A 16,846-nucleotide genomic window follows, 5' to 3' on the forward strand; every position below is an offset into this window, starting at 1 on the left:
ATCGGCCGGTTCGGCTTAACGCCTTCTGAATCCGGCCCTGCAAAGATTAATGCCGATGCCGACATGCGCAACGAGATGATTTCCAGCGATCCGCATCTAGCGCTCCAGCCGAACCCGGCCACCAGATATGGCCGTGAACGAAAGGCGAAAACGGCGCGGTCGGCGATTCGTCGCCGATTCGTTCCGGCTTTGGTCGAGACGTTAATTTCGGGCGCAATTTTCGATTGCCGGCGCGGGACCGAAAATCGTCGAGCGCGGCGGCGAAAATGAGGATGAGCGTGAGTCTCGCGATTCAGCATCTAGTGGGAAAAAGTGATTCAAAATCAATACTTAGCCGTGAACAAAAGCTGAATCAGCGGGAGTCAGCGATTCGTCGCTGATTCGTTCTCAGGGTGTTCCGAATCGCGAAGTCGAGTGTTCCGGACGACTCGCAAAGGTCGTAATTCCGATCAGCATTTTGAAATCTTCCCTTGCGTTTGCGGCGGCGGCTGTCCATGTGTTCTGTGCCTCCATCCGGAGGAGCAGATTTTCCTGGGGCTGCCCGCCTCGTTTGCATGGACCGATGACTCTGACTTCGCAGCCGATGATTCTGAGCGGGCGCGGTGTGACCGCCGTGCTCGGGCCGACCAATACCGGCAAGACCCATTATGCCATCGAGCGCATGGTTGCGCACGGAACCGGCGTGATCGGCCTGCCGCTCCGGCTGCTGGCGCGCGAGGTTTATACGCGGGTGGTGGAGAAGGTCGGCGTACAGAACGTGGCGCTGGTCACCGGCGAAGAAAAAATTTCGCCGCCCAATGCGCGTTTTTCCGTCTGCACGGTCGAGGCGATGCCGCGAGAGACCAAGGCCGCCTTCGTTGCGATCGACGAGGTGCAGCTCGCCGGCGATCTCGAGCGGGGCCATATTTTCACCGACCGTATCCTGCATCTTCGCGGTCGCGAAGAAACGCTGCTGCTCGGTGCGGCGACGATGCGGCCGATCCTGCAGCAGATCCTGCCCGGCATCACGATCGTCGAGCGGCCGCGGCTTTCGCATCTGTTCTACGCCGGGCAGAAGAAGATCACCCGGCTGCCGCAGCGCTCGGCCATCGTCGCCTTTTCCGCCGACGAGGTCTATGCCATCGCCGAGCTCATCCGCCGGCAGCGCGGCGGCGCGGCTGTCGTGCTGGGGGCGCTCAGCCCACGCACCCGCAATGCGCAGGTGGCGCTCTACCAGGCGGGCGACGTTGAATATCTGGTGGCGACCGATGCGATCGGCATGGGCCTCAACCTCGATGTCGACCACGTCGCCTTCGCCCAGGACAGGAAATTCGACGGCTACCAGTTCCGCAATCTCAATCCGGCCGAACTCGGCCAGATCGCCGGGCGCGCCGGGCGGCATGTGCGGGACGGAACCTTCGGCGTCACCGGACAGGTCTCGCCCTTCGACGAGGAGCTGGTGCAGCGCATCGAGGGGCATGAATTCGACAACGTCAAGGTCTTGCAGTGGCGCACGACCGAGATGGACTTCTCCTCGATCCAGTCGCTGCGGGCGAGCCTCGAGGCCGGGCCGCGCGTGCCGGGGCTGACGCGGGCGCTGCCCGCGGTCGACCAGCAGGCGCTCGAGCAGCTTTCGCGCTATCCCGAAGTAATCGACCTCGCCGACAGGCCGGCGCGCGTCGAAAAACTTTGGGAGGCTTGCGCGCTGCCCGACTACCGGCGTATCACTCCCGCACAACATGCCGATCTTATTTCGACCCTCTTTTCCGATCTCGTGCGCTATGGCACGGTGAACGAGCAGTTTCTCGCGGAGCAGGTGCATCGCTCCGATCGGACTGATGGGGAAATTGACACGCTTTCGGCGCGAATCGCGCAGATAAGGACCTGGACCTATGTTTCGAATCGGCCCGGCTGGCTGGCCGATCCGACACATTGGCAGGAAAAGACGCGGGAAATCGAAGATCGATTGTCCGATGCGTTACATGAAAGGTTGACGAAACGCTTTGTTGATCGCAGGACATCTGTGCTCATGAAGCGCCTGAGAGAGAATGCGATGCTGGAAGCTGAAATCAGTGTGAATGGCGATGTCTTCGTTGAAGGACATCATGTAGGGCAGTTGAGCGGATTCCGTTTCACGCCGGTGGCGGGAACGGACGGACCGGATGCCAAGGCGGTTCAGGCTGCGTCGCAGAAGGCGCTCGCGCTCGAATTCGAAGCCCGTGCGGCCCGCTTGCATGCCGCCGGCAATAGCGACCTGGCGATCGGCTCGGATGGGCTGATCCGCTGGCTCGGCGATCCGGTGGCGCGGCTTTCGGGCAGCGATCACGTCATGCGCCCGCGGGTGATTCTGCTCGCCGACGAGCAGCTGACGGGCAATGCCCGCGATCACGTCGCCGCGCGGATCGAGCGCTTCGTCAATCATCATATCAGCACGGTGCTGAAGCCGCTCGACGATCTGTCGCGCGCCGAAGACCTGCAGGGTCTCGCCAAGGGGCTTGCCTTCCAGCTCGTCGAGAATCTCGGCGTGCTCTTCCGCCGCGATGTGACGGAAGAGGTGAAGTCGCTGGACCAGGAAGCGCGCGCCTCCATGCGCCGCTACGGCGTGCGGTTCGGCGCCTACCACATTTTCGTTCCCGCACTTCTGAAGCCGGCCCCGGCCGAACTCATCACGCTGCTCTGGGCGCTGAAGAACGATGGTTTGGACAAGCCCGGCTACGGCGATCTCATTCCGGTGCTTGCGGCCGGGCGCACCTCCGTCGTCACCGATCCGAGCTTCGAGCGGATGTTCTACAAGCTCGCCGGCTTCCGTTTCCTTGGCAAGCGTGCCGTGCGCATCGATATTCTCGAACGGCTGGCGGACATCATCCGTCCGCTGCTGCAATGGAAGCCCGGCCAGAGCAACCGTCCGGAAGGCGCTTATGACGGCCGCCGCTTCACGACGACGACGGCGATGCTGTCGATCCTCGGCGCGACGCTCGAGGATATGGAGGAAATCCTCAAGGGTCTCGGCTATCGCGCCGATGCCGTGAAGGCTGAGGAAGCGTCTGCCCATCTTGCGGCGCAGGATACGGCTTCCGCGCCTGCCGCCTCTGCGGAAGCGCCGGCGGACGAGACGGCCGAAAAAGCCGATCACGACGACGCCGATGCATCGGCGGAGGAGACCGCTGCCGAAGCGCCCGCAACCGAGGCGGCGGCAGCCGCCGATGCGTCGGTCGCGGACACCAGCGAGACCCAGGCGCCCACCGAAGCAGCTGAGGCAGCCGCTCCGGCGGAGGGATCCGCTGCTGAGGAAGCCGGCGAGCCGGTCGAACCGAAGCCTGTTCTTCTGTGGCGTCTCGGCGGCCGCAACGACAACCAGCGCCAGGCGCGCGGCGGTCATGGCGAACGCCGTGGTGGTCAAGGCCAGGAACGCGGCCAGAACCAGGAACGCGGCGACCGAAATCGCCGCCCAGGTGGCGGCGAAGGCAATCGCGGCGGTGACGGCCGCGACAACAATCGCCACAACCGCGCCAAGGACGGCGACGGCCGCGACGGCGGCAGGCCGCAGCAGGCAAGAGGCGATCGCAACAACCAGCCACGAGGTGACCAGCCGCGCGGCGACCGGCAGGACCGTGGCGACCGCAAGGATCGCGGCGAGCGTAATGATCGCAACGATCGCAACAACAATCGCGGCTCGCAGCCGCTGCGCTTCGAGGCCAAGCCGCCGCGCAAGGAGAAGCCGATCGATCCGGATTCGCCTTTCGCCAAGCTCGCTGCCCTCAAGGAGCAGATGAAGAAGTAATCATGAGCGGGGAGACACAGCCGGCAAACGGTTCGCGCCAGCGCATCGATAAATGGCTGTTCTTCACGCGCATGGTGAAGTCGCGCTCGCTGGCGCAGAGCCATGTGCAGTCGGGCCACGTGCGCATCAACGGCGAGCGCTGCAGTCAGCCGAGCCAGATGGTCAAGCCGGGAGACCGCGTCGAGCTGACGCTCGAGCGGCGCGACGTCGTTCTCGTCGTACGCCTTGCCGGCGAGCGGCGAGGGCCTTACGAGGAGGCGCGGCTGCTCTATGAAGACCTGTCCCCGCCAGGTGAGGCAAAACGCCTCACCCCTTACGAGCAGGCAATCAGAGCGACCGGCAGCGGCCGTCCCACCAAAAAGGAAAGACGCGCGATCGACAAGCTGATGTCGGACGAGGATTAGAAAACTCTGCCTGCGGCGGCGGTTTTTGCAGATCGTTTGTCCTTGAAATCCGGCGCCAAAGCCGATACGTGACTGACAACCCGCCGGACCGCGTGCTTGCCTCTCAAGCCTGCCTACGCTGTTCCTCCGGCACGGGGATAGGCGCGACGTTCCAGGTTGCCCGGCCCCATCTGCATGGAAATCCTGGAGTTCTTCATGACCTATGTCGTGACCGACAATTGCATCAAGTGCAAATACACCGACTGCGTGGAAGTCTGCCCCGTCGACTGTTTCTATGAAGGCGAGAACTTCCTCGTCATCCATCCCGACGAATGCATCGATTGCGGCGTCTGCGAGCCGGAATGTCCCGCCGAGGCGATCAAGCCGGATACCGAGCCGGGCCTTGATAAGTGGCTGAAGATCAACACGGAATATGCCAGCATCTGGCCGAATATCACGGTCAAGAAGGATCCGTTGCCCGAGGCCAAGGAAATGGATGGCGAGACCGGAAAGTTCGAGAAGTATTTCTCGGAGAAGCCCGGTTCCGGCGACTGAGGAACCGTCACATTCGGTGCCCGAATTCGGGCGGCCATGCGGTGAAACGTTTTAAATCCTGCGCCTGGCATATGGGTGACGTGTGTTGCCCGCATGACTCAAGCGAAGCAAATTATTGATTTCCTCATATTTTTGTGATAGGTTCCGTGCACTGTTCCATTTGTGGCATGACGCATGCCCAAAACCATCACGAAAGCAAAACAAATCCGTCCCACGGTTTCCGTGACATATCAACGCCTTGAGCGTCGCATCCCAAGATCGCGCGCAAGACATATTTGCTTTTGCCTGATGGGACCAGAGTGAAGTCACCCGACGGATCTACCCGTCTCATCCGGGCCTGACTGACCCGGCTCCGGCCGCCGCCGGAAGCGTAACAGGGAGTTTTTGAATAGAATGACGACTCAGCAGAAAAAGCCTTCTACAGCACGTCACGGCTTCAAGACCGGTGAATCGATCGTCTACCCCGCTCATGGCGTCGGTACCATCACCGCTATCGAAGAGCAAGAAGTCGCCGGCATGAAGCTCGAACTTTTCGTTATCGATTTCGAAAAGGACAAGATGCGCCTCAAGGTGCCGGTCGCGAAGGCCATGAGCATCGGTATGCGCAAGCTTTCGGAAACGGATTTCGTCGAGCGTGCTTTGAAGGTCGTGCAGGGCAAGGCACGCGTCAAGCGCACCATGTGGTCCCGCCGCGCCCAGGAATATGATGCCAAGATCAATTCCGGCGATCTGATTTCCATCGCTGAGGTCGTGCGCGATCTCTATCGTGCCGAGAACCAGCCCGAGCAGTCCTATTCCGAACGCCAGCTCTATGAAGCTGCACTCGACCGCATGGCGCGCGAAATCGCCGCCGTCAACAAGATGTCGGAAACCGAAGCCGTCCGCCTCGTCGAGACCAATCTCAACAAGGGGCCGAAGCGTGGCAAGGCAATCGAAGAAGACGATTCGCAGGACGAAGCCGCATAAGGCGGCCTGTCTACTCCATCAAAAAACCCGGCCTTCGAGCCGGGTTTTTTATTGGAACTTTTTCCGCGCTGGCGCGTTAACACACGTAATTGCGGACTGCTCGCCAGGCAATGCCTCGACGGGCGAACCGCTATTCCGTCAATGTTCGATGAGGAGCGGATCATGCCTTTTCAGTCTTGCCCATCCGGCAGCGTGAAGAAACAGGTCCAGCCCAGCCGTCTTACCGGCACATGATGAGACATAGGGCCTCCCCCTGAAAAGTCCAGGGGCGAGGCCTTTTATGCATTCAGAACCGATTCGGTCCGGACAGCGATGTTCCGGAATGTGAGTTTTATTGTTCATTTTGGGCGAGAGGCCTGTTTCAGGAGATCGAAATGAAGAACATGTCTGCAGATCGGCGCATGATCAAAATCGCGATGGCCGCTCCCTATCTCGCCCGTCAGGAAGAACACGATCTCGCCACCCGCTGGAAGGATCACGACGACCGCGGGGCGCGCAACCAGATCGCCATGGCCCATATGCGTCTCGTCATTTCCATGGCCGGTAAGTTCCGCAATTTCGGCCTGCCGATGAGCGATCTCGTGCAGGAGGGCTATGTCGGCCTGCTGGAGGCCGCCGCTCGCTTCGAGCCCGAACGCGATGTGCGCTTTTCGACCTATGCCAGCTGGTGGATCAGGGCATCGATCCAGGACTATATCCTGCGCAACTGGTCGATCGTGCGCGGCGGCACGAGCTCGGCGCAGAAGGCGCTGTTCTTCAATCTGCGCCGTCTGCGCGCCAAGCTTGCCAAGGGCGACACGCAGCTCACGCTGCAATCCATTCATCAGGAGATCGCCGCGGCGCTGGGCGTCAGCCTCGCCGATGTGCAGACGATGGATGCGCGGCTTTCCGGTAATGATGCTTCGCTGCAGGCGCCGTCGGTCTCCGGCGATGCGGAGAGTGCGGAGAAGATGGATTTCCTCGTCAGTGACGATCCCCTGCCGGACGAACAGGTTTCCAACATGATCGACGGCGAGCGCCGCCGCGTCTGGCTCGCCTCGGCCCTGAAACACCTCAACGAACGCGAGATGAAGATCATCAGCGCAAGGCGTCTGGCGGAAGACGGCGCCACGCTTGAAGAGCTCGGCGCCGATCTCGGCATTTCCAAGGAACGGGTGCGCCAGATCGAAAGCCGGGCGATGGAGAAGCTTCGCAGCGCGCTCGTCAGCGCCGACCCGCATATGGCGGCCTACGCCTGAACGTCTTTACCTTCCAGCAGCACTGACTGGCCCGGCGCGAGCCGGGCTTTTTTATTCGGCGATTATTTTGACGCGATCGCCGGGCGAAACCGCCGCACCCGTCGGCAGGGCGTTGATGAGCTTGAAGAGATCGAGCTTGCGATCGGTGCCCATCATGCGGGCGGCAAGCGTCGAGATGTTCTCGCCCGGACGGACGGTGACGACCCGGATGCGCAGCGGCTTCAGCGAGGCGGTCTCGGCCGGCGTCATGCGCCGGAAGCTTGCGCGCAGGACGTTCGCGGTCGGTTCGAGGGCGTCGCTGCCTTTCGGGACGGCCGTCAGGAAGCGGAAGATCTGCGAATTGTTGCGGATGACGGTAACGTCGAAATCCCAGCGGTCGGCGCTTGCGCGGGCGGTCGCGGCTTCCATGCCGTTGATGGTGACGGGCTGGATGGTCGACGGATCGAGGCCGGTCACCCAGCCGCTGGAGATATAATTGGTCAGGCTCTGATTCTGGTTGTCGGCAACGCCGTCGAAGCGGACGGCGATATCGTTCGGGCCGGTCGCCATGACCGCTTCGACCTTGTTGTCGATCTTGAAGTCCGGCGGCACGTCGAAGCGGATGCCGAGGCCGCCGTGCAGGAAGGTCTGGCCGCGGACATAGCCCTCTTCCGGGCTGTCGCCATAGAGCAGGCCGTCTATGCCGTCGAGATAATAGTCGCGGCCCTTGTCGCCGACGGAACCCTCCTGGCCGAAGGCGCGGGCGTGGGTGCGGGCAAGCTCGATGCGCTGGGCGGAATTCGGATGGCTCGACAGGAAGTCGAGGCTCTGATCGGCCTCTGGGTCGACCGACATGAAGCGGCTGTAGGCCGCCATGGAATCGAGGAAGCGGGCGGCGGCATAGGGATCGTAGCCGGCTTCGCCGAGCATGCGCACACCGATCACATCGGCCTGCAGTTCCTGCTGGCGGGAGAACGCGGCGAGCCGCAGCTTGCCGCGGGCAAGCGCCTGCTTGCCGGCAATATCGCTCGATAGAACCTCGGCGACGACGCGGCTGGCAATGACCTCGGCCTCTTCGCGCTTCTGCCGCTCGATGCCGTGGTTCGCAGTCACGTGGCCCATTTCGTGCGACAATACGGCCGCGACCTCGGAGGCGTCGTTGGCCAGCGCAAGCAGGCCGCGGGTGACGTAGAGATAGCCGCCCGGCAGGGCGAAGGCGTTGATGGCCGGCGAGTTCAGAATAGTGATGCGGTAGGACTGGCTGGGATTTTCCGACACCGCCGTCAGCGCTCCGGCGATGCGGGCGACGAGCCGCTCGGTCTTGGCGTCCTTGTATTCGCCGCCGTAGCTTGCCACGATGCGCGGATGCTCGCGGGCGCCCATCGCGGCGCGCGGATCGTTCTTCTGCACTTCGTCAACGATCTGCGGATTGGAAGACGGCGACACGCTCGGCTGATAGGACTGTTCGATCAGCGACTGACAACCGTTCAGCGCGATTGCCATGGCCGAAAGCAGCATCAGGCGACGCGCGAAGCGGCGCGGCGCGGAAACGGCATCACTGGAAAGCGCAAGCGATGTCCACGTCGTCAAGCAGTCCAGTCTGGTTCTCCGCATCATGTCGCTGTTTTGCCGGTTTGCCGCATGTTCGGACCGGCCGTGGCAAGGGGAATTCAACAGGTGCCTGCCCCTGATCTCGCGCTGCACAAACGGCCGATACGAGTCGTTGCTGTAGCTGATTTACGCATCGGTTGCATAGCGAGACTCTGTTTAAATGTGGCGGCGTTGCATTTTGGCAATGCCTCAGAGGTTGAAGCTCTCCTTCGCTCGGATGAAATTATGGCGAAAGTTCCATCACCAGGATGAGATTCGTCGGCGGCGCGGAAAAAGAACGGGCCGATTGAAGTAACCGGCCCGGCGAAGGCAATCCAGCGGGAATTTTACAACTGAGGATGGATGCGGCGAATTCCCGAACCTCTTCCGATGAAGCATTCCGGCGATTCGGCTATTCCGCAGCTTCCGCGGCCGGCGTTTGCGCCGCCGTCTTGCCGGCGCGAGGCAGTTGCACCGGCTTCAATAGGAATGCGGCGACGAGACCGGGTGAGAGCGATGGCACTGAAAGTCATGAAAAGCGGCGAGAAGGCGGCGGCATAGAGATCGGCGACGGCCTGGCGGCTGGCCTCGGGAAGGGAGGCCATCATCTTCGGTGTCAGCTGCTCTATGTCGGCGACGCCGGGAATGGAGACGCCGACCTTGCCGAGATCGGAGGCGATGATGGCGCCATAGATGGAAATGGCGATCGAGGCGCCTCCCATGCGCGACAGCGTCACCGCGCCGGTCGCGGCGCCGACGTCGCGGGCGGGTGCGGCATTCTGCACGCCGATGACGGGAACCTGCTGCGCGAGACCGATGCCGATGCCATGCAGCATCATGATCGCGCCGATAAAGGCGATGGGCGTTCCCGCATGGACCTGCGACATCAGGGCGAAGGCGACGGCGCTGCAGGTGAGGCTTGCGATGGCGAAGGGCTTGTAGCGTCCGGTCGTCGAGATGATGCGGCCCGCGGACAGCGATCCACAGACGAGGCCGCCGGTCAGCAGAATGAAGAGAAGGCCGGCGGCGGAGGGTGAAAGGCCGGTCGTGGTCTGTAGAAAGAGAGCGAGATAGTTGACCATGCCGATGGCGATGGCGCCGCCCATGACCGAGATCACCAGGAGCAGGCTGAAGGTCGAATTGCGAAAGAGCTGCAGGGGCACGATCGGCTCCGGCGCGCGGCGCTCGACGAGGACCCAGGCGACGGCGCAGACGGCGCCGAAGGCGACGATGCCGATACTCTGCGGCGAGATCAACGAGCCGAACAATTCGCTGCTGTCGGTGGCGAGCACGATGCTCGTTGTGGTCAGTGCGAGCAGGAGCGCGCCGGCATAATCGATCTTGGGACGGCGATGCGGCTTTCGGTAGGGCAGCATGAAGGCGAGGCCGGTGAGCACGATGAAGCCGATCGGCACATTGACCAGAAAGATCGAGCGCCAGCCGAAGAGATCGCTCATCGTGCCGCCGAGCACCGGGCCGATCGCGCCCGATGCCATCAGCACGAGGCTGGAATAGCTTTGGTAGCGCGCCCGCTCCCGCGGCTCGAACAGGTCCGCGTTGACGGAGAAGATCGAGACCATGATGCCGCCGCCGCCGAGCCCCTGCAGCACGCGCGCGGCGATCAGTGTGTTCATCGAGACCGCAAGGCCGCAGACCGCCGAGCCGGCCGTGAAGATCGCGATCGCCGTCATCATCACATATTTGCGGCCGAAGAGATCGCCGAGCTTGCCGTAGAGCGGCATGACGGCGCTGAGCGACAGGAGATAGGCCGAACCGATCCAGCCGAAGCGCTCGAGATGGCCGAATTCGCCGACAATGGTCGGCAGCGCCGTGGAAACGATCTGATTATCAAGCGTCGCCATGAACATGGCCGTCATCAGGAAGAAGAAGAGGATGAGCCGGCGACGGGGATCCGTCACGAGCGGCGCAGGCGCGAGTTGCATGTCCATGGGGATGACATTCCGGTTTGAGATGTCTTTATGTGCTATTAGCATATAATTGTCAATGGCACATGAATGACACCAGCATATTTATTTTCCGAGTCCGCTCTGATATGGTCCTATGATGAATGACGCGATGACGAAGAACCTGTCGAAAAACCCGGCCGATCCGGACGGCGAAAACGTGCCGCGCATCGGCCGGAGCATGGCGCGCATGCGGCTGATGACCGGGCGGCGGCTGATCGGGCGGTTGGCGATCCAGAGTGCTGCGCCGGGCCTCGAACTTTCGCATCTCGATGTGCTCGATGCCGTGCGCAGGGCGCAGCCGGCCGGTGAGGTCACGGTCGGCATGATCGCGGAGATGCTGCGCATCGATCCATCACGGGCAAGCCGCGTGGTGGCCGAGATGGTCGGGCGCAACGTGCTGCGCCGCGAGGCCTCGCAGGCCGACGCGCGGCGGATCGTCGTCGTCATCACGCCGGCCGGCCAGGACCTGCTTGCCGCGATCCTCGCGCAGAAATTAGCGGTCATCTCCGAAATCGTCTCCGACTGGCAGCAGGAGGATGTCGAACGCTTCGCAGCCCTTTTTGAACGCTTCATCGGCGGTTACGAGGCGGTCTTCCTGTCGCGCGACAAGGATACGCCGGGCTGAAAAAACCCGCTGATCCCTAGGCCCCTTCCCCTTGACCCCCCGTTTGCGCTAAGGGCAATGCCCATGAGCCAATCCACCTTCACCATCCTGCTCGGCGGCGAACTCAGCCTGACGGAACGGCTGCGCCATGTCGTCGCCGGCAGCCGTTTCATCGCCGCCGACGGCGGCATGCGGCACGCGGCGGCACTCGGTGTCACGCCGGAGCTCTGGGTCGGCGATTTCGATTCGACGCCTGATGACCTGGACGGCGCATTTCCCCACGTGCCGAAACAGCCTTATCCCACGGCAAAGGCAGCGACGGACGGCGAAATCGCGGTTTCGGAGGCGATCGCGCGGGGCGCCCGGTGTCTTGTCCTCGTCGGCGCGCTCGGCGGCGAACGCTCCGACCATGCGCTTCAGCATCTGCTGTCGGCCGTCAGTCTCGCCGAAGAGGGTTTCGACGTACTGCTGACCTCCGGCAGGGAAGAGGCGGTGCCGCTGCTTGCCGGCACGATCGAACTGGACCTTCCCAAGGGCAGCCTGTTTTCCGTTCCCGGTTTCAGTGAGCTGAAGGGACTTTCCATCGAAAATGCGCGTTATCCGCTGACAGATTTCCATCTGCCGTTCGGCTCGTCGCGCACCATTTCCAATGTCGCGGAAGGCAAGGTTCGCTTCTCGCTCGGCAGCGGCCGGGCGATCGTGCTTGCCCGACCCTATGATCTTTCCGGAGTCTGATTTTTGGCCCCTCCCATTCTGAAACTCGACGATATCTTCCTGAGCTTCGGCGGCGCGCCGCTGTTGGCTGGCGCTTCCCTGCAGGTCGAGCCCGGCGACAAGATCTGTCTCGTCGGGCGCAATGGCTCGGGAAAGTCGACGCTGTTGAAGATCGCCGCCGGCATGGTCGAGGCGCAGTCCGGCGAGGTCTTCCGCCATCCATCCTCGACGGTGCGTTATCTCGAACAAGCGCCCGATTTTGCCGGCTTCAGCACGGTTCAGGCCTATGCCGAGGCGGGCCTCGGGCCGGGCGACGATCCCTATCGCGTCACCTACCTTCTGTCCCATCTCGGACTGACCGGCGAGGAAGATCCGAAAAACCTTTCCGGCGGTGAATCGCGCCGGGCGGCCCTTGCCCGCGTGCTGGCGCCGGAACCCGACATTCTCCTGCTCGACGAGCCGACCAACCATCTCGACCTTCCCACAATCGAATGGCTGGAAGGCGAGCTGCAGAAAACCCGCAGCGCTCTGGTGCTGATCTCGCACGACCGGCGTTTCCTCGAAAAGGTCTCGACGGCGACCGTCTGGCTCGACCGCGGCACGTCACGCCGACTCGACAGGGGGTTTGGGCATTTCGAAGCCTGGCGCGATCAGGTGCTGGAGGCCGAGGAGCTGGAGCAGCACAAGCTCGGCAAGGCGATCGAGCGCGAGGAACACTGGCTGCGCTACGGCGTCACGGCGCGGCGCAAGCGCAATATGCGCCGCCTCGGCGAGCTGCAGACGATGCGTTCGCAATATCGCGGCCACAAGGGGCCGCAGGGCACGGTGCAGGCGACGGCCTCGGATGCGCAGGAATCCGGCAAGCTGGTCATAGAAGCCGACAAGATCACCAAGAGCTTCGGCGACCGCGTGATCGTTGCGCCCTTCTCGATCCGGGTGCATCGCGGCGATTGCATCGGCCTGGTCGGGCCGAACGGCGCCGGCAAGACGACCCTCCTGAAGATGCTGACGGGGCAGCTTTCTCCCGACAGCGGCACGGTGAAGCTCGGCACCAATCTGGAGATCGCCACGCTCGACCAGAAGCGCGAGGATCTCGATCCGGAGGATACGCTCGCCAATTATCTGACCGACGGGCGCGGCGAAAACCTGCTCGTCAACGGCGAGCAGCGCCACGTCACCGGCTACATGAAGGAATTCCTGTTCCAGCCGGAACAGGCGCGGACGCCGATCAGAAGCCTCTCCGGCGGTGAGCGCGCCCGGTTGATGCTGGCGCGCATTCTCTCGCGTCCGGCAAACCTGTTGATCCTCGACGAACCGACCAACGATCTCGACATCGAGACGCTCGACCTCCTGCAGGAAATCGTCGCCGGTTTTCCCGGCACCGTCATCCTCGTCAGCCACGACCGCGATTTCCTCGACCGCACCGTGACGTCGACGATCGCGCCGGCGGTGCCGGATGCGCCCGACGGCCGGTGGATCGAATATGCCGGCGGCTACACCGACATGCTGGCGCAGCGCAAGGGCGCGCTCGAAGAGCGCAGGAAGGCCGAAAAGGCGGCGGAGAAGCCGAAGACGCAGGAGGCAGCACCATCCGGCGGCGGCTCGAAGAGCAAGCTTTCCTTCAAGCAGAAATTCGCGCTGGAAAACCTGCCCAAGGAGATGGCCAAGGCCGAGGCAGAGATCGCCAAGCGCGAACAGGTGATGGCCGATCCCAACCTCTTCACCCGCGACCCCGCCGCCTTCAACCGGCTGGCCGCCGAGATGGAGAAGCTGCGTGCCGGCCTCACGAAGATGGAAGAGGAATGGCTGGAGCTCGAAATGCTGCGGGAGGAACTGGAGGGCTGAGCCTTCCCAGCTTCGACGGCTCACCTTTCCTTGATTCGCCTGTGTATCGCCGTGCGGCATAAGGTGCCGTCCGGCAGCCGGGAACATGCCGATCGCAATGGCGACCAAGGAAGGTCATATGTCTCGCAAGCCCCATTCCCATTTTTACAGAACACTTGCCGCCGGCAGCTTCGTCGCGCTCGCCCTGTTGCAGGCCGCCGAGGCGCAGGATGGCGAGCGCACTCGCGTTCGCGGCGTGATCGAGAGCCTCAGCGGCGATAAGCTCGTCGTCAGGACACGCGAAGGCGGCGATGCGACCATCGCGCTGAAAGCCGGCTGGAAGGTCGCGGGCGTCAGACAGTCCTCGGTCGAGGATATAAAGCCCGGCGATTTCGTCGGCGTGGCCTCGCTTCCGAAGGGCAGCGGCCCGGATGGGGCGATCGAAGTGTTGATCTTTCCGGCGTCGATGAAGGGGACCGGCGAGGGCAACCGTCCCTGGGATGCGCAGCCGAACAGCCAGATGACCAACGCGACCGTCAGCAATGCTGTCAAATCCGTCGATGGCCACACGATCACGCTGACCTATCAGGGCAAGGAAAAGACCATCACCATCGCCGACGCCACGCCGATCGTCACCCTGGCGCCCGCGACCAAGGGCGATCTGAAGGCCGGCGCAGGCGTCATCGTTACCAGGCGAGAAGGCAGTGGATGGCAGCATTTCGGCCAGCCAGGTCGCCGTCGGCCTCAACGGCATCACGCCGCCGATGTGACGGGGCCGGCAAAGGCTCCTGCAGTTCTAGGCGAAGAGGCTTTGCCAGTCTTCTCGCCCGTGCAGCACGCGAACAATCAGGATGTCTTCCTCGCGGATCAGGTAGACGATTATATGCGCATGATGAGGATGAAGCCGCATCGGCGGGTTCAATTCATGGCGCTCACGAGCCATGCGTGGATTGCGGGCGAGCAATTCAAAAGTGCTGAAGAGGTCTTCGATGTATCGTTCTGACTGCCGTACGCCGAACTGGTCGGCACCGAGAACATAAATTTCGACGATGTCCTGATCCGCCTCGACGGTTGTGCGGTATTTCATACGCGGCGCTGAGGCAGCCGTTCACGTGCAATTTGAAGGATATCTTCCTTGGAGCGATCACTGACACCGCTTTCCAACCCGTCCGTGATCAAGCGTTGCAGTTCCGCCAGTTTATCCGAACGCTCTTGGTCGCGTCGTATCAGGTCGCGAACATAGTCGCTCGCATTGCTGTAACGACCAGTTTTGGTTTGAGAATCGACCCATTCCTTCATCGGATCGGGCAGGGAAACATTCATGGTCGCCATATCAATTACCTCGCCCAGCCATTATGGCATAGTTTGCCAAAATTTGCACCGTTTTTGCTATATTGGCGAAGCGCTGTTCTAGAGCGCCGGTGCGGGAACGGCGGCGGTGCCTGCACCGGCGCTGGCGCCGGTCTGGACGACGGGCGGCGCTTCGGATTTTGCCGGCAGCGCCTGCAGATGCAGGACGCGGGGCTGCAGGGTCTCGAGATAGGTTTCCGAGCGGCCGATATAGATCATGCCGGTCTCAGGCATGGAGGTCAGCACGCTGCACATGGTTTCCTGCCATTCCGGCTCCATGCCCTCAAGCACTTCGTCGAAGACGATCCAGCGCGGGCGCACGAGAAGCAGCCGGGCAAAGCCGATCGCCTTCTGTTCGTCGCCGTCGAGCAGCTTGTCCCAGCGGGCGCGGGTGTCGAGCCTTGCGATCAGCGAGTGCAGGCCGGCCTTTTCCAGAGCCGCCTCGACGGCCGCTTTCTCATAGGTATCGGGGCTTTCCGGGAAGGCCAGCGCTTCGCGCAGCGTTCCCCCGGGGACATAGGCGATCTGTGGAACCAACAGCATGTCGTCGGCCGGCGGCAGGCCCATCGTGCCGCTGCCGCATGGCCACAGGCCGGCCATCGCCTGGAACAAGAGCTTGCGATTGACGCTGTGGTCGCCGTTGATCATGATTTTTTCACCGGCCTTGATCACGACATCCGTTTCGCGCAGGCGGAAGCCGCCGCATTCCTCGATGTCTTCGCCGACCTTCGCGTTGATGACCACATTCTTCAGGGTCAGCGTGTCGGGCGCGGTGTTCTCATAGGCGATGCTGTCCTTCACATCGAAGTCCTCGTCCATGTCGAGCAAGGCCTGGCGGAAATCGGTGACGCGCATCAGCGTGGCGCGCCATTCGGCGATCGGGCCGAAATTGGCGACGTACCAGCGCAGCGCCGTGTTGACCTGGTTGAAGGCGCCGACGGACATCATCAGCTGGCCGAGAGTGAGGCCGCCGGAGAAATAGGCGGGGGCGGCGACGATGATCGGGATGACGATGACCAGCCAGCCGTAGCCGGCCGAGACCCAGGTGAGATTGGTATTGGCCATGGCGAGCCGCTTGACGACCCTCAGCACCGAACTGATGTCGGTATTGATGCGCCGGCGCTCGTTCTCCTCGCCGCGGGCGACGGTGATCGCCGGCATGTTTTCGTTGGCATGCATCAGCGTGAAGCGAAGCTCAGCCTCTTTCGAGAAGCGGTCGGCATTGAGCTTCACGAGCTTGCGGCCGACGACCTGGCTCAGCACCGAGGCGGAGGCGGCGTAGAAGATCGCCGCCCAGACCATGTAGCCGGGAATGGAGAAGCTGTGGCCGCTGATATGGAAGATAAAGCCGCTCGACAGCTCCCAGAGCACGCCGATGAAGCTCACCAGAAGAATGGTCGATTGCAGCAAGCCGAGCACGAGGCCTGTCGTGCTTTCGGCGAGATTGCGGGAATCCTCATGCAAGCGCTGGTCCGGATTGACGCCGATCAGGCCGCTGGAGGCGAGCCGCAGCGCCCGCTTGCGCTTCAGCCACTGGTCGACGAGATCGCGTGACAGGCCCTCGCGCATATAGAGTGCGGTCATCTGGTTCAGCCAGGCCTGCAGCACGTTGAGCAGCAACAGCGTGCCGGCGATCATCGCGAAGATTTCGAGCTGATGGAAGAATTCGCCGAGGTCGCGGCGTTCGAGCGAGTCGTAGAATGGGGCGTTCCACTCGTTGAGAATCACCTGGCCATAGGCGGTCGCCAGGATGACAAGGATCAGCACGGTCGCCAAAAACAGCACCTTGCCACGCACTTCAGAATTCCAGAATGCTGAGAACATCACTCCGAGGCGATATGTCAGGCTGAAATCATACCCTACCCCATCCTGCCTTCGGATGCCCGGCCTCCCCTTGCTTTTATCTGCCATCACGC

12 protein-coding genes and 2 pseudogenes are annotated in these 16,846 nt (G+C 62.5%); 9 read left to right on the top strand and 5 right to left on the bottom strand.

What is annotated here, in order from left to right; translation table 11 throughout:
• The first annotated feature begins 562 nt into the window (after nucleotides 1-562).
• The 5 genes from ATY77_RS23880 to ATY77_RS23900 all read left to right on the top strand — a co-directional run bounded on the left by ATY77_RS23880 (nucleotide 563) and on the right by ATY77_RS23900 (nucleotide 6,902).
• The gene (locus ATY77_RS23880; protein ID WP_088689317.1) at nucleotides 563-3,760 is read left to right on the top strand and encodes a helicase-related protein; all 3,198 of its coding nucleotides are present in this window, start codon (nucleotides 563-565) and stop codon (nucleotides 3,758-3,760) included.
• A gap of 2 nt (nucleotides 3,761-3,762) precedes the next feature.
• The gene (locus tag ATY77_RS23885; RefSeq protein WP_088689114.1) at nucleotides 3,763-4,164 is read left to right on the top strand and encodes an RNA-binding S4 domain-containing protein; all 402 of its coding nucleotides are present in this window, start codon (nucleotides 3,763-3,765) and stop codon (nucleotides 4,162-4,164) included.
• 195 nt (nucleotides 4,165-4,359) lie between these two features.
• Nucleotides 4,360-4,698 carry a ferredoxin FdxA gene (gene fdxA / locus ATY77_RS23890; protein WP_049733327.1) on the top strand — a complete coding sequence of 113 codons (339 nt, stop codon included), beginning with the start codon at nucleotides 4,360-4,362 and terminating at the stop codon, nucleotides 4,696-4,698.
• A 393-nt stretch (nucleotides 4,699-5,091) separates the two neighbouring features.
• Nucleotides 5,092-5,664, top strand: coding sequence for a CarD family transcriptional regulator (locus ATY77_RS23895; protein ID WP_003543775.1), 573 nt, complete (start codon nucleotides 5,092-5,094; stop codon nucleotides 5,662-5,664).
• Nucleotides 5,665-6,038: 374 nt separating this feature from the next.
• Nucleotides 6,039-6,902, top strand: coding sequence for an RNA polymerase factor sigma-32 (locus ATY77_RS23900; protein ID WP_018244054.1), 864 nt, complete (start codon nucleotides 6,039-6,041; stop codon nucleotides 6,900-6,902).
• Nucleotides 6,903-6,953: 51 nt separating this feature from the next.
• On the opposite strand, the gene ATY77_RS23905 is transcribed toward ATY77_RS23900, so the two are convergent.
• Together ATY77_RS23905 and ATY77_RS23910 are read right to left on the bottom strand one after the other, a co-directional pair.
• Nucleotides 6,954-8,498 carry a M48 family metalloprotease gene (locus ATY77_RS23905; protein ID WP_088689115.1) on the bottom strand — a complete coding sequence of 515 codons (1,545 nt, stop codon included), beginning with the start codon at nucleotides 8,496-8,498 and terminating at the stop codon, nucleotides 6,954-6,956.
• Nucleotides 8,499-8,883: 385 nt separating this feature from the next.
• Nucleotides 8,884-10,420: pseudogene (locus tag ATY77_RS23910) on the bottom strand (MDR family MFS transporter).
• 112 nt (nucleotides 10,421-10,532) lie between these two features.
• Between ATY77_RS23910 and ATY77_RS23915 the strand changes: the two are divergent.
• The 4 genes and pseudogenes from ATY77_RS23915 (at nucleotide 10,533) to ATY77_RS23930 (ending at nucleotide 14,350) form a co-directional block, all read left to right on the top strand.
• Nucleotides 10,533-11,063, top strand: coding sequence for a MarR family winged helix-turn-helix transcriptional regulator (locus ATY77_RS23915; protein WP_190237691.1), 531 nt, complete (start codon nucleotides 10,533-10,535; stop codon nucleotides 11,061-11,063).
• A 57-nt stretch (nucleotides 11,064-11,120) separates the two neighbouring features.
• The gene (locus ATY77_RS23920; RefSeq protein ID WP_190237692.1) at nucleotides 11,121-11,777 is read left to right on the top strand and encodes a thiamine diphosphokinase; all 657 of its coding nucleotides are present in this window, start codon (nucleotides 11,121-11,123) and stop codon (nucleotides 11,775-11,777) included.
• A gap of 3 nt (nucleotides 11,778-11,780) precedes the next feature.
• A complete protein-coding gene (locus tag ATY77_RS23925; protein ID WP_088689117.1) occupies nucleotides 11,781-13,601 on the top strand; it encodes an ABC-F family ATP-binding cassette domain-containing protein in 1,821 nt (606 codons plus the stop codon).
• Nucleotides 13,602-13,686: 85 nt separating this feature from the next.
• Nucleotides 13,687-14,350: pseudogene (locus ATY77_RS23930) on the top strand (hypothetical protein).
• 26 nt (nucleotides 14,351-14,376) lie between these two features.
• On the opposite strand, the gene ATY77_RS23935 reads toward ATY77_RS23930, so the two are convergent.
• The 3 genes from ATY77_RS23935 to ATY77_RS23945 all read right to left on the bottom strand — a co-directional run bounded on the left by ATY77_RS23935 (nucleotide 14,377) and on the right by ATY77_RS23945 (nucleotide 16,841).
• The gene (locus ATY77_RS23935) at nucleotides 14,377-14,667 is read right to left on the bottom strand and encodes a type II toxin-antitoxin system RelE/ParE family toxin (protein WP_088689118.1); all 291 of its coding nucleotides are present in this window, start codon (nucleotides 14,665-14,667) and stop codon (nucleotides 14,377-14,379) included.
• Nucleotides 14,664-14,912, bottom strand: coding sequence for a type II toxin-antitoxin system ParD family antitoxin (locus ATY77_RS23940; RefSeq protein WP_088689119.1), 249 nt, complete (start codon nucleotides 14,910-14,912; stop codon nucleotides 14,664-14,666). The genes ATY77_RS23935 and ATY77_RS23940 overlap by 4 nt, the downstream gene beginning before the upstream one ends.
• A gap of 78 nt (nucleotides 14,913-14,990) precedes the next feature.
• Complete coding sequence (locus ATY77_RS23945; protein WP_088689120.1) at nucleotides 14,991-16,841, bottom strand: ABC transporter ATP-binding protein/permease; 1,851 nt, start codon at nucleotides 16,839-16,841, stop codon at nucleotides 14,991-14,993.
• Between the last annotated feature and the right edge of the window lie 5 nt (nucleotides 16,842-16,846).

It is taken from the genome of Rhizobium sp. R634 (assembly GCF_002211305.1).
Lineage (GTDB): Bacteria > Pseudomonadota > Alphaproteobacteria > Rhizobiales > Rhizobiaceae > Rhizobium.